At 73.0% G+C, this 21,742-nt stretch carries 17 protein-coding genes; 11 read left to right on the forward strand and 6 right to left on the reverse strand.

The window, feature by feature from the left end; all coding sequences use genetic code 11:
- Window positions 1–28: 28 nt before the first annotated feature.
- Window positions 29–1,012 (forward strand): hypothetical protein, encoded by a 984-nt coding sequence (locus ACIGO6_RS04565; RefSeq protein WP_399871131.1) that lies wholly within the window; start codon window positions 29–31, stop codon window positions 1,010–1,012.
- Window positions 1,013–1,046: 34 nt separating this feature from the next.
- Here the strand turns inward: ACIGO6_RS04565 and ACIGO6_RS04570 are convergent, their stop codons facing one another.
- Window positions 1,047–2,546: a phytoene desaturase family protein gene (locus ACIGO6_RS04570; protein WP_399871133.1), complete on the reverse strand. Its 1,500-nt coding sequence runs from the start codon at window positions 2,544–2,546 to the stop codon at window positions 1,047–1,049.
- Between the two features lie 492 nt (window positions 2,547–3,038).
- Window positions 3,039–3,668 (reverse strand): TetR/AcrR family transcriptional regulator, encoded by a 630-nt coding sequence (locus ACIGO6_RS04575; protein WP_399871136.1) that lies wholly within the window; start codon window positions 3,666–3,668, stop codon window positions 3,039–3,041.
- 187 nt (window positions 3,669–3,855) lie between these two features.
- Here ACIGO6_RS04575 and ACIGO6_RS04580 point away from each other — a divergent pair, with 187 nt between their 5' ends.
- The 3 genes from ACIGO6_RS04580 to ACIGO6_RS04590 all read left to right on the forward strand — a co-directional run bounded on the left by ACIGO6_RS04580 (window position 3,856) and on the right by ACIGO6_RS04590 (window position 6,272).
- The gene (locus tag ACIGO6_RS04580; protein ID WP_399871138.1) at window positions 3,856–4,554 is read left to right on the forward strand and encodes an SAV_6107 family HEPN domain-containing protein; all 699 of its coding nucleotides are present in this window, start codon (window positions 3,856–3,858) and stop codon (window positions 4,552–4,554) included.
- 204 nt (window positions 4,555–4,758) lie between these two features.
- Window positions 4,759–5,586, forward strand: coding sequence for a methyltransferase (locus ACIGO6_RS04585; RefSeq protein WP_399871141.1), 828 nt, complete (start codon window positions 4,759–4,761; stop codon window positions 5,584–5,586).
- 278 nt (window positions 5,587–5,864) lie between these two features.
- Window positions 5,865–6,272: a spore wall synthesis complex protein gene (locus ACIGO6_RS04590; protein ID WP_399871143.1), complete on the forward strand. Its 408-nt coding sequence runs from the start codon at window positions 5,865–5,867 to the stop codon at window positions 6,270–6,272.
- Between the two features lie 127 nt (window positions 6,273–6,399).
- Here ACIGO6_RS04590 and ACIGO6_RS04595 read toward each other — a convergent pair whose 3' ends face one another.
- The 4 genes from ACIGO6_RS04595 to ACIGO6_RS04610 form a co-directional block, all read right to left on the reverse strand.
- Window positions 6,400–8,790 carry a DUF3488 and DUF4129 domain-containing transglutaminase family protein gene (locus tag ACIGO6_RS04595; RefSeq protein WP_399871145.1) on the reverse strand — a complete coding sequence of 797 codons (2,391 nt, stop codon included), beginning with the start codon at window positions 8,788–8,790 and terminating at the stop codon, window positions 6,400–6,402.
- Window positions 8,791–8,944: 154 nt separating this feature from the next.
- Window positions 8,945–10,309, reverse strand: a complete 1,365-nt coding sequence (locus ACIGO6_RS04600) for a DUF58 domain-containing protein (RefSeq protein ID WP_399871147.1) — start codon at window positions 10,307–10,309, stop codon at window positions 8,945–8,947.
- Window positions 10,309–11,346, reverse strand: coding sequence for an AAA family ATPase (locus ACIGO6_RS04605; protein WP_399871150.1), 1,038 nt, complete (start codon window positions 11,344–11,346; stop codon window positions 10,309–10,311). The genes ACIGO6_RS04600 and ACIGO6_RS04605 overlap by 1 nt, the downstream gene beginning before the upstream one ends.
- Before the next feature lie 268 nt (window positions 11,347–11,614).
- Complete coding sequence (locus tag ACIGO6_RS04610) at window positions 11,615–12,169, reverse strand: beta-class carbonic anhydrase (RefSeq protein WP_399871152.1); 555 nt, start codon at window positions 12,167–12,169, stop codon at window positions 11,615–11,617.
- Between the two features lie 422 nt (window positions 12,170–12,591).
- Between ACIGO6_RS04610 and rsmH the strand changes: the two genes are divergently transcribed.
- From rsmH to murD, 7 genes are all read left to right on the forward strand, one after another.
- Window positions 12,592–13,548 (forward strand): 16S rRNA (cytosine(1402)-N(4))-methyltransferase RsmH, encoded by a 957-nt coding sequence (gene rsmH, locus ACIGO6_RS04615; RefSeq protein WP_399871155.1) that lies wholly within the window; start codon window positions 12,592–12,594, stop codon window positions 13,546–13,548.
- Between the two features lie 60 nt (window positions 13,549–13,608).
- Complete coding sequence (locus ACIGO6_RS04620) at window positions 13,609–14,082, forward strand: septum formation initiator family protein (protein WP_399871157.1); 474 nt, start codon at window positions 13,609–13,611, stop codon at window positions 14,080–14,082.
- Entirely contained in the window at window positions 14,079–16,046 is a 1,968-nt protein-coding gene (locus ACIGO6_RS04625) for a peptidoglycan D,D-transpeptidase FtsI family protein (protein WP_399871159.1), read from the forward strand. The genes ACIGO6_RS04620 and ACIGO6_RS04625 overlap by 4 nt, the downstream gene beginning before the upstream one ends.
- Before the next feature lie 209 nt (window positions 16,047–16,255).
- On the forward strand, window positions 16,256–17,776 hold the full coding sequence (locus ACIGO6_RS04630; RefSeq protein ID WP_399871162.1) for a UDP-N-acetylmuramoyl-L-alanyl-D-glutamate--2,6-diaminopimelate ligase: 1,521 nt from the start codon (window positions 16,256–16,258) through the stop codon (window positions 17,774–17,776).
- Window positions 17,777–17,804: 28 nt separating this feature from the next.
- The gene (gene murF, locus ACIGO6_RS04635; protein WP_399871164.1) at window positions 17,805–19,220 is read left to right on the forward strand and encodes a UDP-N-acetylmuramoyl-tripeptide--D-alanyl-D-alanine ligase; all 1,416 of its coding nucleotides are present in this window, start codon (window positions 17,805–17,807) and stop codon (window positions 19,218–19,220) included.
- The gene (mraY, locus tag ACIGO6_RS04640; RefSeq protein ID WP_399871625.1) at window positions 19,220–20,311 is read left to right on the forward strand and encodes a phospho-N-acetylmuramoyl-pentapeptide-transferase; all 1,092 of its coding nucleotides are present in this window, start codon (window positions 19,220–19,222) and stop codon (window positions 20,309–20,311) included. Before murF ends, mraY begins: the two co-directional genes overlap by 1 nt.
- An 11-nt stretch (window positions 20,312–20,322) precedes the next feature.
- A complete protein-coding gene (gene murD / locus ACIGO6_RS04645) occupies window positions 20,323–21,729 on the forward strand; it encodes a UDP-N-acetylmuramoyl-L-alanine--D-glutamate ligase (protein ID WP_399871167.1) in 1,407 nt (468 codons plus the stop codon).
- Window positions 21,730–21,742: the final 13 nt, after the last annotated feature.

A 21,742-nucleotide genomic window follows, 5' to 3' on the forward strand; every position in this document is an offset into this window, starting at 1 on the left:
CACAGCGGCCACTGGGAGAGGGGCGTACATGGGCTGGGCGGTCCTCTACATCGCGTTCGGCGTCGTCGCACTGTGGCTGCTCGGCGAGGTGCTGCTGCAGTACAAGGCGCGGCTGCGCTGGCGGCTGCTCGCCTTCGGCGGCTTCGCCGGCGTCGTCGCCGGTGTGCTGATGTCGAACGTGCTCGTCATCGGACTGGGCGCGGCCGCCTTCGCCGTCGGCCAGACCTACGTCACGCTGTCCTTCCGCCGCGGCTTCGAGGCCGGCTGGGCGGTCAACGCCCCTGCGGGCCTCGTCGGCAGGCGCGGCGGCCGTCCCGGACGGGGCCGTCAGGAACCGACGTTGGAGGTCTCCGGCCTCGAGGCGGCCGACGGCGGCCGGGACGGCCGCGACGCCTACGACGACCGTGCGCGGGACGACCTGCCGGGGCAGGGCGGCCTCCCGTACGGCCACGACGACTACGACCGGGACGACGTGTTCACCCCGGTCCGCCCCGCCGACGCCACTGCCGCCGAGACCACCGCCGTCTACGAGCCGCAGCCCATGCCGGACGACACCGGCTCGTACGGCGTGTACGCCGACGCCGGCTACGGCCAGGGCCGGCAGGAACCCGCCGCGGCCACGCCGGGCGCCGCCGACCCGTCCTACGCCTACGACTACTCGGGCTACGGCCAGCAGGGGTACGGCTTCGACACCGGCGCCCAGCAGCAGTACGCCGCCTACTCCGACCCGTACATCGGCACCCACAGCTACGGCGGGACGTCGTACGACACCGGTGGCTACGACACGACCGGCGGGCAGCAGTACGGTCAGCAGGCCTACGGACAGGACCAGTACGCCACCGGCACGCAGGCGGGCTACGGCGGCGAGACCCCGGCCGGCGGGGTCTGGGTGCCGCAGCAGCGCAGCGCCGACGACCCCTACGGCGGCGAACTCCCGCCGGAGCAGACGTACCCGCCCCAGGGCAACGGCCAGACGCAGGGCCAGGGCTACGACGAGCAGTACCGCTTCTGACGCCGCCGGGGCCCGGTGACGGGCCCCGGGCCCCTCACTGCGAGCCCCGGAACTCCGGTCCCTCCACGACGAGTCCGGCGACCAGCGCGCCGGACATGCCCGCGTGCGGGAGACCTCCGCCGGGGTGCGACCAGCCGCCGACCGTGAACAGCCCTGTGGTGCGTGTGCTGTTGGCCGGGTGCATCAGGCGTCCGCCGGCTCCCGCCAGCGCCGGCACCGGAATCGCGCCGTCCGCCGCGCCGGTCGCCGCCGCGACGTCGGCCGGGGTGCGCACCTCGTGCCACAGGAGACGGTCGCGCAGATCCGGTATCGCGCGTTCGGCGACGGTGATGAGGCGCTCGGCGTGGTCCTCGGCGTCCGTCCCGCTGCCCGCGGGCACCGTCGAGGTGAGCGTGACCGCCTCGTGGCCGGAGTCCGGGACCAGCGCCGGGTCGTCGGGCCGCAGGACCGTCACGGTCGGACGCGCCGCCGTACCGGGCGCGGAACCGAACAGGGCCTCCAACTCGGCCTCGCGATCCGGCGCGTGCACCACCGTCCGGTGCGCCGCGCCCTCCCGTCGGCCGCCCCGCAGCGCCAGCAGCACCGTCACCCGGCTCGCCCCGGCGGGCTGCGGCGGCACCTCACCCGCACCGCGCACCGCCGACCCCCCGCAGAGGCGGTCCAGCACGCCCGGCGCCACCCCGGCGACCACGAACTCCGCCTCCGCCACGGCACCTTCGGCCAGCTCCACGCCGGCCACCCGGCCGTCCTTCTCCACGATCCCCGTGACCTCGGTGCCGAAGCGGAACTCGACCCGGCGGGCCAGGCACCGCTCGTACACCGCCCGCGCCAACTCCCGCAGACCACCGCCCCGCACGTACCACATACCGAAGGCGTACTCCATGTACGGCAGCACGGCGGCGTTCGCCGGGGCGGTCCGGGGGTCCAGGCCGTACGCCAGCGCGTGACTCTCCAGGAGCGCGGCGAGCCGGGGGTCCCGCAGCTCCCAGGCGCCGATCTCGGCGAGCGTGCCGGCCCGGCGGGTGCGCAGCAGACGCTTGTGCGGGACCGCCGGGTAGGGCTCGCGCCCGGCCAGCACCTCCCAGTTCGGCCACAGCGGCTCCTCGAGGAGCGGGCGGCGCGTGCGGTCCCAGGTCTCCCGGGCCCGCACCAGGAAGTCGCCCCAGCGCTGCCCGGCGGCCGGGCCGAGCGACGCGTCCAGGGAGGTGAGCACGCCCGCACGCGAGGCGTTCGGCAGCGAGACCTCCGTGCCGTCCGCGAACACGTGCCGTGACGAGGGGTCGACCTGCACCAGCTCGACACAGGACTCCAGCGGCTCCTTGCCCGTCTTCACGAACAGATCGCGCCAGACCGCGGGCAGGGGCAGCAGACCGGGCCCGGTGTCGAAGGAGAACCCGTCCCGCTCGAAGCGGCCCAGGGCCCCGCCGTACGTCCGACTCCGCTCGTACACCGCCACCCGGTGGCCCGCGACGGCCAGCCGGGCGGCGGCTGCCATCGCGCCCATCCCGGCGCCGATCACCGCAATCCGTGCCATGCCAGGGACTTTATCCGCCACCACCGACAACCGGTCCCGGGGTGCCGGGGTGCCGGGCCTGAGTATCCCGACGCACGCGCGCGTGACCGCTCGGTGACGCGCCGCTGTGAGCCGGGGTGCGCACGACTGAGTATCCGTACCTACTCCGCGAGATGAGTATGCGCACGGATGGGTCCCGACCTGCGGGAACGAGAGAGTGGAGGCACGGAGAGGGGCACGGCTCCGGAACCGGCGACACGGGGCGCCGGAAACGGAGCCGGGCCCGCGATCCGCTCCTTCCGCCGGCCGCGGTCGGCGGAAGCGAGGCACGGGGGAGCCCGGGGGAACGACCGAGAACGGGGGTTCCGACGGGGGTTCCGACGGGGGGTCGTACGGGGGAGCACGAGAAGGCGCCGGTCCACCGGTGGCCCGCGGGGGACGCGGCCACCGGGGGACCGGCGCCCTTCGTGTGTGCGGCCGGACTCCGGTCAGAGGCCTCTCGGACCAGGCCTCTCAGACGCGGCCGCTCACGCGCCCCTGGAGCAGCCTGGACAGCGCCGCGTGCACGTCGTCGAGGGAGCGCTCCGGCTGGAACGACTTCCAGTCCAGCGCGGCCACCAGGACCATGCCGACCAGTGCGGCGGCGGTCAGCGGCACGTCGATCTCCTCGCAGAACTCACCGCTCTCCACGCCCTCGCGCAGCACGCCCTCCACCACCGCGACGGCCTCCTGCCGGACCACCAGCAGCGTGGACTGCCAGGCCCGGTTGGTGCGCCACAGTTCGGCCACGTACAGCTGGGTGAAGGCCGGGTAGCGGTCGATGAAGACGAGCCCCGCGCGGATCATCGCGTCCAGGGCGTCCACCCGGCCGCGGCCCTCCCCCGCGGTCCGCTCCGCCGCCTCCCGCAGCGACGCGGTGAGGAGACCGACACCATGGCGCAGCAGCTCCTCGAAGAGGACGGACTTGCTGGCGAAGTTGTAGTAGACCGTGCCCTTCGCGACCCCGGCGCGTTCGGCGATCTCGTCCACGGTGGTGGCGGAGAAGCCCTGCTCGGCGATGAGGGTGACGGCCGCCTCGTAGAGCTTCTGCCGGGTGGCCTCGCGGCGGCTGCTGCCCTGCGAGGTGGCGCTGCTGCTTTCCATGGTCCCGATTGTCACAGCAACCCGGCAGGTCCCGTCACCGCGAGGTGCGGGTGCCGACACGTGACCCGAACGCTCGATCGAGGCAAAAGTCCAGGTCGGAACGGATTGTCAGTGGCATACCTCACGATGGGCACATACGGCACCTCCTGTCGGGGCGTGCCGTCACGGAGACGACAGGAGGATCGTCATGGCCCACTCGTCCGCAGCCGCCGCCCGGCGGCGCCGCGCAGCCGGCCCTGCCCCCTCACTGACCGGCCCGGCGAGCGACGTGCACCCCGTGCTCCGCCGGACGACCGCCCCGCCCGCCGCCCTCGACCTGCTCGCCCAGGCCCGGGCGGGCCTGGAGGAGGCCACCGTCCTCGAAACGCCGAACGAGCGGTACGCGACGGCCCACCTCGCGGCCCTGCGCACGGCTGCCGCGGTGCTCGCGGCGCGCGGCCGCCCCGAGACCACGCCCCGGGCCCGGGCCCGCATCCGGAGTGCCTGGGAGGTGCTCCCGGAGATCGCGCCCGAGCTCGCCGACTGGAGCGCGCTGTTCGCCTCCGGCGCCCGGCGCCGGGCCCGCGCCGAGGCGGGCATCCAGGGCGCGGCGGGCAGCCGGGACGCCGACGACCTGATACGTGACGTGGCGATGTTCCTGCGCCTCGTGGAGCGGATGCTGGTCCTCCAGCCGGTCCTGCCCCAGCCCCGCCCGGACACGGACCGCCCGGACGTGCACAGCCCGGACAGGGAGCGCCCCGACGCGGACCGGCCGGACATGGACCGCGGGGATCGTTCCGGCGCGGACCGCCCGGGCGCGGTTCCTCCCGACGGGGATCTGCCCGACCTGGGCCGGCCGGGTACCGGTTCCGTCCTCACGGACCGTGGCCTTCCGGACACGGGGTGAGCGCGCCGCGCGCCGCTCGCCGCCCACCTGCCCGCCGGGCGCCGCCCGGCAGGTGGCACCGGTGAGGCACGGGTGACCGGTGCCCGCACCGGAGGCAATAGGGTGGGAGAAGCCTGAAGCCTGCCCCTTCCCGCCCGGGCGGGGGCGGCAGCCCGTTCGCTCCGCCCGTGCCCGAGGCGGTGCCGCGCCGAGGAGTCAACTGCCGTGTCGGACCCGATGCGCCCGCCCGCCTCCCACCGTCACCCGCACACGACGTCGCTGCGCTCCGATCCCTCCCGATCCCGCGCCGCCCTTCGTACCGCCGTGGTCTGGGACGTCCTCCAGGACGCCCTCGACCGCCGGGTCAAGGCCACGGGCCGTCAGGCGCTGGACGTCCTGGACACCGGGGGCGGCAGCGGCAACTTCGCGGTGCCCGTGGCCCGCCTCGGCCACCGCGTCACCGTCGTCGACCCGAGCCCCAACGCCCTGTTCGCCCTGGAGCGCCGTGCCGCCGAGGCCGACGTCGCCGACCGTGTGCGCGGCGTGCAGGGCGACGCCCACGGCCTCTTCGACGTGGTCGAGCGCGGCGGCTACGACGTCGTGCTGTGCCACGGCGTCCTGGAGTACGTGGACGACCCGGCGGAGGGCGTGCGCAACGTGGTCGCCGCCCTGCGCCCCGAGGGCGTCCTCAGCCTGCTCGCCGCCGGCCTCGGCGGCGCCGTGCTCGCGCGTGCCCTCGCCGGCCACTTCACGGAGGCCCGGCAGGCCCTCGACGACCCGAACGGCCGCTGGGGCACGGGCGACCCCGTGCCGCGCAGGTTCACCGCCGGGCAGCTCACCGCGCTGGTCGAGGCCGCGGGGCTCCGGATCGGCGCGGTGCACGGGGTACGGGTCTTCGCCGACCTCGTTCCCGGAGTCCTGGTGGACACCGAGCCCGGCGCCATGGACGCCCTCCTGGAGCTGGAGGCCGCGGCGGCCGAACTGGCCGCGTTCCACTCCGTGGCCACCCAGCTTCACGTGCTCGGTGAGACGCAGGGGGCCGGGGAGGCCTGAGCCGCCCGGAGGGGTACGGGGCTGATCAGGGGCGGGGCTGCAGATGGAGTACGCCACAGGCCACCCGAACGGGGGCCAGTCGCCGTATGATCGAGGGAGACCGCCCGGCATGACGGGTCGGCCGCTGGGGAATGGGAACTTCAGCGAGCCGGCGCGTCCATGGCGGGAACCGGTTGGCCAATTGGCGCAGAGGGGCGGGTTTCACGGGGGCGATTCCCTGCCTATCCTGAAGGGACCCCCCCGGGTCGCCCCGGCGACTGCACGATGAGGAGGACTCCGTGCCGCTCTCGGAGCACGAGCAGCGCATGCTCGAGCAAATGGAGCGAGCGCTGTACGCCGAAGATCCCAAGTTCGCGACAGCGCTCGAGGGAAGCGGGCTGCGTACGTACACCCGGCGACGGGTCTACCAGGCGGTCGCGGGCTTCCTCGTAGGTATTGCGCTCCTCATGGCCGGTATGGTCGCCCAGCAGGTCTGGCTCAGTGTGGTGGGCTTCCTCGTCATGCTGGGCTGCGCGGTCCTCGCCGTGACCGGATGGCGCAAGGCGCCGAAACCGGGCGAGCAGCCCGCGGCCGGAGCCGGTGGCGGACCGCAGGCCCGCCGTCAGGGACGGCAGCGCCGATCCATGATGGACCGCATCGACGAGCGCTGGCAGCGGCGCAGGGACGAGCAGCAGGGCGGGCAGTAGCCCGAGCAGCCGCTCACCAGGACATCTGCGTGAGGGGGTGACCACCGACTCGGTGGTCACCCCCTCACGCATGCCCGTCCGTGCTGCCGGCCGACCACCGGGGTTTCCGGGCGGTGGTCGGCCGGGCTCAGCCCTGCTGCCCCGAAGTCTTCCGCAGCGTCGGCCGGGCAGCCGCGGCCCGCCGCTTCAGCGCCGTCCACCGGTCCGACACCGCCCAGGCCGCCCGTACGGTCGAACGCGGCGCGAACCGTGCGCGCAGTCGCGTACCGCGGCCGACCGTGGCACGCAGACCGGCGCTCGCCCGGTGGACGTCCTCCGTGAGTCCCGGCGTCGGACGGGGCCGGGGCGCGTAGAGAACCTGCTCCACGGCGTCCGCCACCCGGTGCACCGCCGCCGCGGCCGTGGGGTCGAGCTGCCCGAGCCGGGCGATCCGGTCCGCGGCCTTGCGCGGAGTCTGCGACTCGTCCGGCGCGATCCCGAAGTCCCACGCCGTGTCGGTCAGCTCCTGCCAGACCGCCAGAGTGTGCGGTACCGCGTCCCCCTCGGCGCGGCCGTGCGCCCCCAGCCGTACCGCCCGGGTGCGCAGCCGCCACAGCATCGGTGCGAGCGGTATCAGCAGCACGGCCAGGCCGCCCAGGGCCCAGAGCGGCACCGCGTACCACTTCGTCCCGTCGCCGCCCGTGACCGGTACGGCGGCGGCCGACTCGGTGCCACAGGCGTCCAGCTTCTTGTCCTGGGCCGTGCAGCTCTCGCTCGTCGAGGGCGCCACCGACGGCTCCGGCTGGGTGTTCCGCGACGGCAGGGCCTCGTCCGGCACCGTGCTGCCCGGCGTTTCCGTCAGGGTGTACGACGGGGTCGAGCCACGCGTCGGCGTCGGCTCGAAGCGGGTCCAGCCCACCCCCTCGAAGTACACCTCGGGCCAGGCGTGCGCGTCCCGCAGCCCGACCGACACCGAGCCGTCCGCCTGCGGGGAACCCGGCGCGAAGCCGACCGCGACCCTGGCCGGTATGTCCAGGGAGCGGGCCATCGCCGCCATGGCGAAGGAGAAGTGGACGCAGAAGCCCTCCTTGTCCTTCAGGAAGCGGGCGATCCCGTCCGATCCGCCGCCGACGTCGACCTGGGTGTCGTACTCGAAACCGCCGTTGACCGCGAAGTACTCCTGGAGCTTGACCGCCTGCTCGTAGGGGTTCGCCGCGCCGGTGGTGACCTCGCGCGCCGTGCGGGAGACCACCTCGGGCAGCGAGTCCGGCAGCTCGGTGTACTCCCGCTTCAGGGCCGCCGCCGGCTGCGGTGCCGCGGCGAGCTGGTCGCCGGTCGGCTGCACGTCCAGGCTCCGCACCTCGTACGTCAGCCCGCGCGTGTTCTGGCCGTGGTCGCCGACCAGGGTCATCCCGACGGGCTCGTAGCGCCAGCTGCCCGGGACCCGCACACCGCTGGGCGGGTACGGCATCGGCAGCCAGTCCTGGGCGTACCAGTCCGCGGCCGAGATGCTGGTCCGGATCTCCGCGCGCTTGATGTCGGGGCCGAGGCCGGCCGGCGTGGGGAAGCTGTCCTTCGGCACGCCGGTGATGCGCCGCTTGGACGGCTTCCAGGTGGTGCCGTCGAAGTCGTCCAGGGACACGATGCGCAGGTAGAGGTCGGAGATGTCGCTCGAGTCGGTCTTGACGGAGAGGACCTGGCGGTCCTCGTCGACATTGAGACTGTCGCGCAGGGACACCAGCGGGTTCACCGCGGAGATCGTGCCGCCGCCCCCGCTGCCGGAGCCGACGCCCGTCCCGGCGCCGTCCAGCAGCCCGTCGTTCATCGCGGGCAGGGCCAGCGGCACCACCAGGGCGACGCCCAGCGCGAACGCGCCGATGCGCCGCCCGGTACGGACCGGAGCGACCGCGCCGCCCCGCTCCCGGCCCGGGGAACGCGGCGCACCGCCGAACACCCGGCCCCACTGCGAGAGCCGGTCACGCCCCTCGGCCAGGAGCAGCGTCAGGTAGCCGGCCGCCGCGACCAGGAACCACAGCCAGTCGGCGCCGCCGTCGGACAGCCCCGCGGCCACCGAGTACAGCGCGAGCAGCGGCAGCCCGGCGGGGGCGGCGCTGCGGAAGGTCACCGCGAGGGTGTCCACCAGCAGCCCGATCACCAGCACACCGCCGACCAGCATCAGCCGGATGCCGTCGGACTCCAGCGGCGCCGGAATCGCGTACCGCGCGATGTCGTCGCCGCCCTGGCGCAGCAGCTCGGCGAAGTGCTGGAAGGCCTGCGGGCCGGGGACCAGTCCGGCGAGCGCCTGCTGCCGGGCGAAGACCAGGGTCAGCAGCACCAGTCCGGTGACTGCCTGCACGGCGATGGTCAGCGGCCGGGCCAGCGGCACCCGGCGGGCCGCCGCACCCACCCCGGACTGGATCGCCAGCAGGACGATGGCCTGCAGGATCCAGGTGGCCGGATCGACCAGCGGCAGCAGCGAGCACGCCACCATCAGCGTGGCCGCCCACGAACACAGCGCCAGCCGCGCCTGCCCGCTCATCGCGTGTCCCTCCGGCCGTCGGCCGGCACGCGACCGCTGTGCATATGACAGACCTGCTGGTGCAACTGGTGCAACTGGTGCAACTGGTGCAACTGGTGCAACGGCCGCAGGTGTGCGCGGGCCCGGGCGGCCGGTGCCTGTCGTGGTCGTCCGCTCATCGCGTGCCCTCCCCAGCGCTCGCCCCCGCCACACCGGTGCGCTCGCGGTCCGCCAGGCGCCACAGCTCCTCCAGACCGGCGCCGCGCGGCACCGGCACGGCGGTCCAGCCCGCCTCGCGCAGCATCCGCAACCGATCCTCGCTCCTGCCCAACGGCCGGTGCACGTCGGCCGGTTCCCGTGCCCAGGTCTCGCTGTCCAGCACGAAGGCGACCGCGCCGCCGCTGCGCTGCCGCATCCTGGCGGCCACCGCGGCCTGCTCCTCGTCCAGGTCGCCGAAGAACGCCACCAGCAGCCCCTCGTTCCCGCCGCGCAGCACGTCGTACGCCCGGGACAGGCCCGTGCCGTCGGAGTGGTCGATCACCGCGAGGGTGTCCATCATCAGTCCGGCCGCCTCCGCCGTGCCCTGGCTCGCGCCCGCGAAACCGTCGGCGCCCTCGCCGGGCACCGAGTCCCCGGTGTCCGTGAGCAGCCGGACGGAGAAGCCACGCTCCAGCATGTGCACCAGCACGGACGCCGCGCCCGACACCGCCCACTCGAAGGCCGAGTCGGGCCCGGCACCCTCGTAGGCCACGACCCGGGTGTCCAGGAGCACCGTGCAGCGGGCGCGCTGCGGCTGCTCCTCGCGGCGCACCATCAGCTCGCCGTAGCGCGCGGTGGAGCGCCAGTGCACGCGGCGCAGGTCGTCGCCGTAGCGGTACCCGCGCGGGATCACGTCGTCGTCGCCCGCCAGCGCGAGTGAGCGCTGCAGGCCCTCGCCGTACCCCTTCGCCTCCCCGCTCAGCCGCACCGGCGGCAGCGCCTCCACGCGCGGGACCACGGTCAGGGTGTCGTGCGTGGAGAAGGACCGGGTCAGCTCGCACAGTCCGAACGGGTCGGTCAGACGCAGCTGCAGCGGGCCCAGCGGATAGCGGCCGCGCAGGTCGGAGCGGACCCGGTAGGACACCTCGCGGCGACCGCCCGGCTCCACCCGGTCGAGGACGAAGCGGGGGCGCGGTCCGAGGACGTAGGGCACCCGGTCCTGGAGCATCAGCAGACCGGTGGGCAGCCGCGAGACGTTGTCGATGCGCAGGTGGACCCGGGCCTCGCTGCCCGCGGGCACGCGCGCGGGGGAGAGCCGGCGGCTGCCGGCGACCCGGTAGCGCGTGCGGTAGAGCACGGTCGCGCACACCAGGGGCAGCACGCTCAGCAGCAGCCCGACGCGCAGCAGGTCGCTCTGCCCGAGGACGTACGCGCAGACCGCGGCGGCGATGCCGGCGGCCAGGAAGGAGCGCCCGCGGGTGGTCAGACCGGCCAGGGCGGTGCGGATGCCGCCGCCCTCGCCCCCCTCGTTCCGCGACCGGTCCGTCCCCCCGGCGTCCATCACAGCCTCCGCGGCGGTTGCCGGTCGTACGCGGGGGTGCCGTGGCCCATGCCGAAGCCCGTCTGCTGCTGGGGCGCCGCCGGCACCGGCGTGCGCTGCAGGATCTCGTGGACGACCTGCTCGGCGGTGCGGCGGCCGAGCTGGGCCTGGGCGGTGGGCAGCAGGCGGTGGGCCAGGACGGCGACCGCGAGGGCCTGCACGTCGTCCGGCAGCGCGTACTCCCGGCCGCTCAGGGCCGCGGACGCCTTCGCCGCGCGCAGCAGATGCAGCGTCGCGCGCGGCGAGGCGCCGAGTCTGAGGTCCGGGTGGGTCCGCGTGGCGGCGACCAGGTCCACGGCGTACCGCCGGACCGGGTCGGCGACGTGGACGCCCCGGACCGCCTCGATCAGCTTGAGGATCTCGTGCGCGTGCGCCACCGGCTGGAGGTCGTCCAGCGGGTTCACCCCGCCGTGCACGTCGAGCATCTGCAGCTCGGCCTCCGGGCTGGGATAGCCGATGGAGACCCGGGCCATGAAGCGGTCGCGCTGGGCCTCCGGCAGCGGGTAGGTGCCCTCCATCTCGACCGGGTTCTGCGTCGCCACCACCATGAAGGGGCTGGGCAGTTCGTAGGTCTGGCCGTCGATGGTGACCTGGCGTTCCTCCATCGACTCCAGCAGCGCGGACTGGGTCTTCGGCGAGGCGCGGTTGATCTCGTCGCCGATCACCACCTGCGCGAAGATCGCGCCCGGTTTGAACTCGAAGTCCCGGCGCTGCTGGTCCCAGATGGACACCCCGGTGATGTCCGAGGGCAGCAGGTCCGGTGTGAACTGGATCCGCCGCACGGAACAGTCGATGGACCGTGCCAGCGCCTTGGCCAGCATCGTCTTGCCGACTCCCGGGACGTCCTCGATCAGCAGGTGTCCCTCGGCGAGCAGCACGGTCAGCGAGAGCCGTACGACCTCGGGCTTGCCCTCGATCACGTCCTCCACCGAACCGCGCACCCGCTCGACCACAGCGGTCAGATCAGTGAGGCTCGCTCGATCGTCATAGGTCGTCACCCGGCCCTCCTCGGCCTTTCCCCGCGCTCCCTGGGAAGCGGGCGTACCCCAACTTGCCGAACCGGCCCCCACCCGCGGACCGGCCCACCCCGAATCACGGACACCGTGCGGAAAAAGTTCCGCACGACGCCACATCCCGCATTCTTGCTGCCGTTACCGATTCGTGTCACTCGCCTGTGGACAACTGGCCGCGATATGTCGGACCTTGCGGCCTTTGCGGCGCTTGCGCGGCACGAATCGTTGCCACGGCAGGCGGGACCGGACGGGATCAGGCGGGGGCGACCTCGCGCAGCAGGCCCGTCTTCACGTCGAAGACGAAACCGCGCACGTCCTCGGTGTGCAGCAGGAAGGGCGAGGTGCGCACCCGCTCGATCGACTGGCGCACGTCCTGGTCCACGTCCCGGAAGGACTCGACGGCCCACGCGGGACGCTGGCCGACCTCCAGCTCCAGGTCGTGCCGGAACTCCTCGGTGAGGGACTCCATGCCGCACCCGGTGTGGTGGATGAGGACCACGCTGCGGGTGCCGAGCGCCCGCTGGCTGATGGTGAGGGAGCGGATCACGTCGTCGGTCACGACGCCGCCCGCGTTGCGGATGGTGTGGCAGTCGCCGAGCCGCAGGCCCAGTGCGGCGTGCAGGTCGAGACGCGCGTCCATGCAGGCCACGACGGCGACGCGCTGGACGGGGCGGGCGTCCATCCCGGGGTCGGTGAACGCGGCGGCATAGCGCGCGTTCGCCTCGACGAGCCGGTCGGTGACGGTGTGGTCGTCCACTATGGCCGATTCGGAGCCGGCGGGAACCGATGCAGAAGTCGTCATAACCATGACGTTACTGGCCGTCCCCGTCCGTGGCCCGCTGTGAAGCGGGACAAAGAACGTCATCGCGGCTTGTTGTGAGCCAACCCACAGGACGATGCGGACGGGTCCGTACGGGTGAACCGCGGCGCGCCACCGGTTCGCGGACGCCGGCGCCCGCGACGCGCAGGCCGGTTGATTGACCGGGCGACAGGGTGGACTAAAGTGACGCGAAGCGGGAGGCGAGGGTCTCCCTGCTGGACTGAATTCCCCGGAGACCTGGACGACGTCCCGCCAGATCTCCCCACGTGCGCGGCGCGTACGTACGGCTCGGCCTCCTCCCGCTCCTGGCCGGCCGACGCTTTTGGCGCCGGCAGGCCTCCCCTTCAGATGCGAGCGGGAGGGGACCCGGCAGTGCGTGACGCCGTGCCGGACCTGAGAGGCCGTCCCACTTGAGCCAGAGTCGACACGTCCCGGTGATGCTCCAGCGGTGTCTGGACCTGCTGGCGCCCGCCCTCCAGGAGCCGGGGGCCGTGGTGGTCGACTGCACGCTGGGGCTGGGCGGGCACAGCGAGGCCCTGCTCGCACGCTTCCCCGAGGCCCGGCTCGTCGCCCTCGACCGGGACAAGGAGGCCCTGCGCCTGTCCGGTGAGCGGCTCGCCCCGTACGGGGAGCGCGCCACCCTGGTGCACGCCGTCTACGACGAGCTGCCCGACGTACTCGACCGGCTCGGTGTCCCGCGCGTCCAGGGCGTGCTGTTCGACCTCGGCGTCTCCTCCATGCAGCTCGACGAGGCGGACCGCGGCTTCGCCTACGCCCAGGACGCCCCGCTCGACATGCGGATGGACCAGACGACCGGCATGAGCGCCGCCGAGGTCCTCAACACCTACCAGCCGGGTGAACTCGTCCGCATCCTGAGGGCGTACGGCGAGGAGAAGCAGGCCAAGCGGATCGTGTCCGCGATCGTGCGCGAGCGCGAGAAGGAGCCGTTCACCAACAGCGCCCGGCTCGTGGAGCTGATCCGGGCCGCGCTGCCACAGGCCGCCAAGCGCACCGGTGGCAACCCGGCCAAGCGCACCTTCCAGGCCCTGCGCATCGAGGTCAACGGCGAGCTGTCCGTCCTGGAGCGGGCGATCCCGGCGGCCGTCGAGGCGCTCGCGGTGGGCGGACGGATCGCGGTGCTGTCGTACCACTCCCTGGAGGACCGGCTGGTCAAGCAGGTGTTCGCGGCCGGTGCGGCGAACACCGCGCCGCCCGGGCTGCCGGTGGTCCCCGAGCGCTACGCGCCCCGGCTCAAGCTGCTCACGCGTGGTGCCGAACTTCCCACCGAGGAGGAGATCGCCGAGAACCGCCGCGCGGCTCCGGCACGGCTGCGCGGGGCCCAGCGCATCAGGGAGTCCATCGAGTGAAGCGAGTGAGCCAGGGCAGGCGCGGGTGCGGACGGTCCACCCGGGCCGAGGGGAGGGCGTGTGAGTAGGAAACCCGAACTGAAGGGGAGGGCGGCCCGGCTCGCCCGGCTTCTCCCGCCGGGCGGCGGACAGGCGGCGCGGGCCCCCTTCGTCCTCCTGGTGGTCGTCCTGCTCGGCGGCGGCCTCATCGGGCTCCTGGTGCTGAACTCCGCCCTGAGCGAGGGCTCGTTCCAGCTGGACGACCTGAAGCAGGAGACCAAGGAGCTCACCGACGAGGAACAGGGTCTCCAGCGGGACATCGACGCCTACTCCGCCCCCCGGGCCCTTCAGCGCCGCGCCCTCGAGCTGGGCATGGTGCCCGGCGGTGACCCCGCGTTCCTCTCCCCGGACGGCAGCGTCAAGGGCTCGCCCCGCCCGGCGTCCGCCGCCACCACCCCGCTGGTCCTGGCCCCCGAGGCACTGGGCGCCTCGTCCACGGGCGCGTGGTGGTCCGGCCCCACCTCCACAGCGACGACCCCGACCCCCGGCAGGTGACGGAAGTGTCCGACAGGGAACCGCCGCGCCGCCGCGTGCCCGGACCCGCGAGGCCCGTCCGCCCCGGCGGGCGGCGGCAGCCCGGCCCCGGAGCCCGGCCCGCACGCCGGCCGGGCCCGCCCCGGCCGGGCGCGCCCCGCGTCATCAGGCTGGGCAGCCCCCGCCCGCGACTGCGCCTGATCGGCCTGACGCTGACCCTGGTGATGTCCGCCTTCGTCGTACGGCTCCTCCAGGTCCAGGCCGTCGACGCCGGCACGTACACCGCCAAGGCCGAGCAGAACCGCTACGTCGTCCACACCCTGCCCGCCGAGCGCGGCGGGATCACCGACCGCAACGGGGTGGCCCTCGCGACCACCGTGGACGCCTACGACATCACCGCCGACCCCACGATGTTCACGCGCGAGCAGCTGAAGGTCGGCGACGGCCCCGAGCAGGCGGCGGCGCTCCTCGCACCGATCCTCGGGGAGAAGCAGGAGGACCTGGTCGACCGGCTCCGCCCGAAGAACCGGGAACTGCGCTACGTCCGCCTCGCCCGCCGCCAGAGCCCGCAGGTCTGGAACCAGATCAAGGACCTGAAGGCCGCGCTCACCAAGAAGGCGGAGACGGACAAGTCCGCGGTCAACGTCCTCGCGGGCGTCTTCGCCGACCCCAGCAGCAAGCGCGTCTACCCGGGCGGCGACCTCGCCGCCGGAATCCTGGGCTGGGTCGGCGCCGACGGCAAGGGCGGCGGCGGCCTCGAACGGAAGCTGAACGAGACGCTGGCCGGCGAGGACGGCGAGATCCGCTACGCCCAGTCCGGTGGCCGCCAGGTGCCCACCGCCGGCGCCACCGAGACGCCCGCCGTACCCGGCAGCGACGTCGAGCTCACCATCGACCGCGACATCCAGTGGGCCGCGCAGCACGCCATCAGCGAACAGGTGGAGAAGTCCCAGGCCGACGGCGGCTACGTCATCGTCCAGGACACCGCCACCGGCGAGATCCTCGCCATGGCCAACGCACCCGGCTTCGACCCCGGCGACCTCGCCCACGCCGACCCGAAGGCGCTGGGCAACGCCGCCCTCCAGGACGCCTTCGAACCGGGCTCCACCGCCAAGGTGCTGTCGATGGCGGCCGTGCTGGAGGAGAACGTCGCCACACCGGGCACCCACCTCACCATCCCCAACCGGCTCAAGCGCGGCGACCGCCTCTTCAAGGACGACATCGACCACCCCACCTGGTACCTCACGCTCAACGGCGTGCTCGCCAAGTCCAGCAACATCGGCACGATCATGGCCACCGGCGAGCTGGGCAAGACCCAGCAGGAGGCCAACGAGGTGCTCTACTCGTACCTGCGCAAGTTCGGCCTCGGCGGCTACAGCGGGCTCGGCTTCCCGGGCGAGACCAAGGGCATCCTCGCGCCGCCCGACCAGTGGTCCACCTCGCAGCAGTACACGATCCCTTTCGGCCAGGGTGTCTCCGTGAACGCGCTCCAGGCGGCCTCCGTGTACTCGACCATCGCCAACGGCGGCGTCCGTGTCGAACCCACGCTCGTGCGCGGCACCAAGGACGCCGACGGACGCTTCACAGCGTCCCCCGAGCCCGAGAAGACCCGCGTGATCAGCGAGAAGACCGCGCGGACCCTCTCGCAGATGCTGGAGTCGGTGGTCGACGACGAGGAGGGCACCGGCACCAAGGCCCGGATCCCCGGCTACCGCGTGGCGGGCAAGACGGGCACGGCCAACCGGGTGGATCCGGCCACCGGCAAGTACCGCGGGTACACCTCGTCGTTCGCCGGTTTCGCCCCCGCCGACAAGCCCCGCGTGACCGTCTACTGCGCCATCCAGAACGCCACCCAGGGCAGCTACTTCGGCGGCCAGATCTGCGGCCCCATCTACAAGCAGGTCATGGAGTTCGCCCTCAAGACCCTTCAGGTCCCGCCGACCGGGGCCGACCCCGCCAACCTCCCGGTCACCTTCAAGCCCTGACCGGCAAGCCCCGACCAGCACCGAGCCCGTACCGAGCCAGCGCCGATTCAGTACCGAGCCACCAGGAACCACCCGTGACGACGATCACCCCCGACCCCGGGAACCAGAGCAGCCCCCGCCCCTCGCTTCGCCCGGAAGCCGGTACGCCCGGTACGCTCACCGCCGTGCCACACCCTGATCAGTCCCAAATCACCCAGAAGGGCCACCCCGTGACATATCCGGGACCGCCCCGGCCGGTGCGGATCTCCGCCACACCCCTCGCGGAGCTCGCCGACCAGCTGGGTGTCACCGCGCCGGACAGCGCCGCCCCGGTCACGGGCATCACCCATGACTCGCGCGCCGTCCGCCCCGGTGACCTGTACGCCGCCCTTCCCGGGGCCCGCGCCCACGGCGCCGACTTCGTCACCCAGGCCGCCGGCCTCGGCGCCGCCGCCGTGCTGACCGACCCGGCCGGCGCGGAGCGCGTCGCCGCCACCGGTCTGCCGGCGCTCGTCGTCGACGACCCGCGCGCGCGGATGGGCGAACTGGCGGCCACGATCTACGGTCACCCCGGCCGTGACCTGCTGCAGATCGGCATCACCGGCACCTCCGGCAAGACCACCACCGCCTACCTCGTCGAGGGTGGTCTGCGCACGGCGAAGACCACCGGGCTCATCGGCACGGTGGAGATGCGCATCGGCGACGAGCGCATCAAGTCCGAGCGCACCACGCCCGAGGCCACCGACCTCCAGGCACTGTTCGCGGTGATGCGCGAGCGCGGCACCGAGGCCGTCGCCATGGAGGTCTCCAGTCACGCCCTGGTGCTCGGCCGGGTCGACGCCTGCGTCTTCGACATCGCGGTGTTCACCAACCTCAGCCCGGAGCACATGGAGTTCCACTCCGGCATGGAGGACTACTTCCAGGCCAAGGCCCAGCTCTTCACGCCGAAGCGCAGCAAACTCGGCGTCGTCAACGTCGACGACGAGTACGGGCGCCGCCTCGCGAACGAGGCCGGCGTCCCGGTCGTCACCTACTCCGCCGAGGGCCACCCGGACGCCGACTGGCGCGCCGACGAGGTCACCGTCGGCCCGCTGGACTCGACGTTCACCGTGCTCGGCCCCAAGGGCGAGCGGATCGCCGCCCGGTCGCCGCTGGCCGGGACCTTCAACGTGGCGAACACCCTCGCCGCGATCGTCTCCCTGGCCGCCGCCGGCCTCGACCCGCATTCCGCGGCCGACGGCATCGCCGCCGTGCCGGGCGTGCCGGGCCGCCTGGAGCGCGTGGACGAGGGGCAGCCGTACCTCGCGGTGGTCGACTACGCCCACAAGACCGACGCCGTCGAGTCGGTCCTGCGTGCCCTGCGCAAGGTGACCGAGGGCAGGCTGCACGCCGTGCTCGGCTGCGGCGGCGACCGGGACACCACCAAGCGGGAGCCGATGGGCGCGGCCGTGGCCCGGTTCGCCGACACCGCCGTACTGACCTCCGACAACCCACGCTCCGAGGACCCCCTCGCGATCCTCGCCACCATGCTCCAGGGCGCGGCGTCCGTGCCCGCGCACGAGCGCGGCGAGGTGCAGGTCTTCGAGGACCGGGCCGCCGCGATCGCCGCGGCCGTCGCCCGGGCCGAGCCCGGCGACACCGTGCTGGTGGCGGGCAAGGGACATGAGCAGGGCCAGGACATCGCCGGGGTCGTCCGTCCCTTCGACGACCGCCAGGTGCTTCGCGAAGCCATCCGGAAGACCCAGGGATGAAAATCCTGAAGACCCAGGGGATGAACTTGTGATCGCCCTCTCCCTCGCCGAGATCGCAGAAGTCGTCGGCGGGCAGATGCACGACATACCGGACGCGTCCGTCGAGGTCACCGGACCGGTGGTCCGGGACTCCCGGGAAGCGGGGCCCGGCAGCCTCTTCGTCGCCTTCGTCGGCGAGCGCGTGGACGGCCACGACTACGCGTCGGCGGTCGTCGAGGCGGGCGCGGTGGCCGTGCTCGGCTCCCGTCCCGTCGGGGTGCCCGCGATCGTCGTGGACGACGTCCAGGCCGCCCTGGGCGCCCTCGCCCGGCACGTCGTACGGCGCCTCGGCACCACCCTCGTGGCCCTCACCGGGTCCGCCGGCAAGACCAGCACCAAGGACCTGATCGCCCAGGTCCTGCGCCGCAAGGCGCCCACGGTGTTCACGCCCGGTTCCATGAACAACGAGGTCGGGCTGCCGCTCACCGCGCTCACCGCCACCGACGAGACGAGGTTCCTCGTCCTGGAGATGGGCGCCCGCGGCATCGGCCACATCCGGTACCTCTGCGAACTGACCCCGCCGAAGGTCGGTCTCGTCCTCAACGTCGGCTCCGCGCACATCGGCGAGTTCGGCGGCCGGGAGCAGATCGCCCAGGCCAAGGGCGAACTCGTCGAGGCGCTGCCGCCGGCCGAGGAGGGCGGCACCGCGATCCTCAACGCCGACGATCCCCTCGTACGGGCCATGGCCTCCCGAACGAAGGCGAAGGTGCTCCTTTTCGGAGAGTCCGACGAAGCGGACGTTCGCGCCGAGAACGTACGACTCACGGACAGCGGACAGCCTTCCTTCAGCCTTCACACACCCTCCGGTGCAAGTGATGTGACCATGCGCCTGTACGGTGAGCACCACGTGTCGAACGCGCTCGCCGCGGCCGCCGTCGCCCACGAGTTGGGCATGTCCGCAGACGAGATCGCCACCGCGCTCTCCGAGGCGGGCTCCCTCTCCCGCTGGCGGATGGAGGTCACCGAGCGCCCGGACGGCGTGACGGTCGTCAACGACGCCTACAACGCGAACCCCGAGTCCATGAAGGCCGCGCTGCGTGCGCTCGTCGCCATGGGAAAGGGGCGCCGTACGTGGGCGGTGCTCGGCAAGATGGCCGAGCTCGGGGACGAGGCGCTCGCCGAGCACGACGCGGTCGGACGGCTCGCCGTCCGGCTCAACGTCAGCAAGCTCGTCGCGGTCGGGGGCAGGGAAGCCCAATGGCTGCAACTGGGCGCATATAACGAGGGTTCGTGGGGTGAGGAGTCGGTGCACGTGTCCGACGCACAGGCGGCGGTCGACCTGTTGCGCAGCGAGTTGCGCCCGGGGGACGTCGTACTCGTGAAGGCGTCCCGTTCGGTGGGTCTGGAGAGCGTCGCCGCGGCGCTGCTCGAGACCGGCGCCGAGGGTGAGGTTGCCGCCCGATGATGAAGCAGATCCTGTTCGCGGGAGTCATTGGCCTGTTCCTGACGCTGGTCGGCACGCCGCTGCTGATCAAGCTGCTGGCCCGCAAGGGCTACGGCCAGTACATCCGCGACGACGGACCGCGCGAGCACGCCAGCAAGCGCGGTACGCCGACCATGGGTGGCATCGCCTTCATCCTGGCGACGGTCGCGGCCTACTTCCTGGCCAAGATGATCACCGGCTACCTGGACCCGGAGGTCGACGCGGCGCCGACCTTCTCGGGTCTGCTGGTGCTCGGCCTGATGGTGGGCATGGGCCTGGTCGGCTTCCTCGACGACTACATCAAGATCGTCAAGCGGCGTTCGCTGGGCCTGCGGGCCAAGGCGAAGATGGCCGGCCAGCTGATCGTCGGCATCGCCTTCGCCGTGCTCTCGCTCCAGTTCGCGGACAACCGCGGCAACACGCCCGCGTCCACCAAGCTGTCGTTCATCACCGACTTCGGCTGGTCCATCGGCCCGGTGCTGTTCGTCATCTGGGCGCTGTTCATGATCCTCGCGATGTCGAACGGCGTGAACCTGACCGACGGCCTGGACGGCCTGGCCACCGGCGCCTCCGTCCTGGTCTTCGGCGCCTACACCTTCATCGGCGTCTGGCAGTTCCAGGAGTCCTGCGCCAACGCGCTGACCCTCACCAACCCGGGCGCCTGCTACGAGGTGCGTGACCCCCTCGACCTCGCGGTGGTCTCCTCCGCCCTGATGGGCGCCTGCCTCGGCTTCCTGTGGTGGAACACCTCGCCGGCCAAGATCTTCATGGGCGACACCGGTTCGCTCGCGCTCGGCGGTGTGCTCGCGGGTCTGGCGATCTGCTCGCGCACCGAGCTGCTGATGGCCATCCTGGGCGGCCTGTTCGTCCTGATCACCATGTCGGTGGTCATCCAGGTCGGCTCCTTCCGCCTCACCGGCAAGCGCGTCTTCAGAATGGCGCCACTCCAGCACCACTTCGAACTCAAAGGCTGGTCCGAGGTCCTTGTCGTGGTCCGTTTCTGGATCATTCAGGGCATCTGTGTGATCGTCGGACTGGGCCTCTTCTACGCGGGATGGGCAGCGGACAAGTGACCGACTCCTCGGTGCCTTTCGAATTCCAGGGCAAGCACGTCACCGTCGCCGGGCTCGGCGTCTCCGGGGTACCGGCGGCCAAGGTCCTGCACGGCCTCGGCGCGCGCGTGACCGTCGTCAACGACGGCGCGGACGAGCGCGCGCGGGCGCAGGCGGCGGAGCTGGAGGCGCTCGGCATCACCGTGCGCCTCGGCGACGGCGACACCCTGCCCGACGGCACCGAGCTGATCGTCACGGCGCCCGGCTGGAAGCCCACCAAGCCGCTGTTCACGGCGGCGCGCGAGGCCGGCGTCCCCGTCTGGGGCGACGTCGAACTGGCCTGGCGCCTGCGCGGTCCCGACTCCGCGCCCTGGCTCGCGGTCACCGGCACCAACGGCAAGACCACCACCGTCCAGATGCTGGCGTCGATCCTCAAGGCGGCCGGACTGCGCACCGCCGCCGTCGGCAACATCGGCGTCTCGCTGCTGGACGCGGTCACCGGCGAGGAGGAGTACGACGTCCTGGCCGTGGAGCTGTCCAGCTACCAGCTCCACTGGGCGCCCTCCCTGCGCGCCCACTCGGCGGCCGTCCTCAACCTCGCCCCCGACCACCTCGACTGGCACGGCTCCATGGAGGCGTACGCCGCGGACAAGGGCCGTATCTACGAGGGCAATCGCGTCGCCTGCGTCTACAACGTGGCGGACAAGGCCACCGAGGACCTGGTCCGTGCCGCCGACGTCGAGGAGGGCTGCCGGGCCATCGGGTTCACCCTCGGCACCCCCGGCCCCTCCCAACTCGGCGTGGTGGAGGGCATCCTGGTCGACCGCGCCTTCGTCGAGAACCGGCAGAAGAACGCCCAGGAGCTCGCCGAGGTCTCCGACGTCAACCCGCCGGCCCCGCACAACATCGCCAACGCCCTTGCCGCCGCGGCCCTCGCCCGCGCCTTCGGCGTCTCCGCCGCCGCCGTACGGGACGGGCTGCGCGCCTTCACCCCGGACGCCCACCGCATCGCGCACGTCGCCGACGTCGACGGCGTGTCCTACGTCGACGACTCCAAGGCCACCAACACCCACGCCACCGAGGCGTCGTTGGCGGCGTACGAGTCGATCGTGTGGATCGCGGGCGGTCTGGCGAAGGGCGCGACCTTCGACGAGCTGGTCGCGGGAGCGGCGAAGCGCCTGCGCGGGGCGGTACTGATCGGCGCCGACCGCGCCCTGATCCGCGAAGCGCTGGCGCGACACGCCCCGGAAGTACCCGTCGTCGACCTGGACCGGACCGACACTGGTGCGATGCTCCAGGCCGTCCAGGAGGCCCGGCGCCTCGCCCGGCCCGGCGACACGGTGCTGCTGGCCCCGGCCTGTGCCTCCATGGACATGTTCACCAACTACAACCAGCGCGGTGACGCGTTCGCGCAGGCCGTTCGCGAACTCGGCGCCTGACCCGGCCGTCTCC

This window comes from Streptomyces sp. NPDC053750 (genome assembly GCF_044544295.1).
GTDB lineage: Bacteria > Actinomycetota > Actinomycetes > Streptomycetales > Streptomycetaceae > Streptomyces.